1 protein-coding gene is annotated in these 201 nt (G+C 59.7%); it reads left to right on the plus strand.

Going from position 1 to position 201, the window contains the following annotated elements; all coding sequences use genetic code 11:
* The coding region (locus HU767_RS28665) for an immunoglobulin-like domain-containing protein (RefSeq protein WP_186731129.1) at positions 1-201 on the plus strand (201 nt) is incomplete at both ends.

The following is a 201-nucleotide window of genomic DNA, read 5'->3' on the forward strand; positions in this document are numbered from 1 at the left end:
GCAACGATGTGTACCAAGGCCCAACCACCGTCACTGAGTCGATCAAAGATGCATCCGGCGGCAACCTCGAAGCCATCGCGCCTAACACCGCGCCAGTCAGCACTGTGGTCAGCGATGTCAACGACACCACTACCGTGACGTTGACTGCTACGCCGACCGTGAACGAAAACGGCACCATCACCTACACCGCCACCCTGACCG

The sequence above is a fragment of the Pseudomonas sp. SWRI179 genome (genome assembly GCF_014268705.1).
Lineage (GTDB): Bacteria > Pseudomonadota > Gammaproteobacteria > Pseudomonadales > Pseudomonadaceae > Aquipseudomonas > Aquipseudomonas zanjanensis.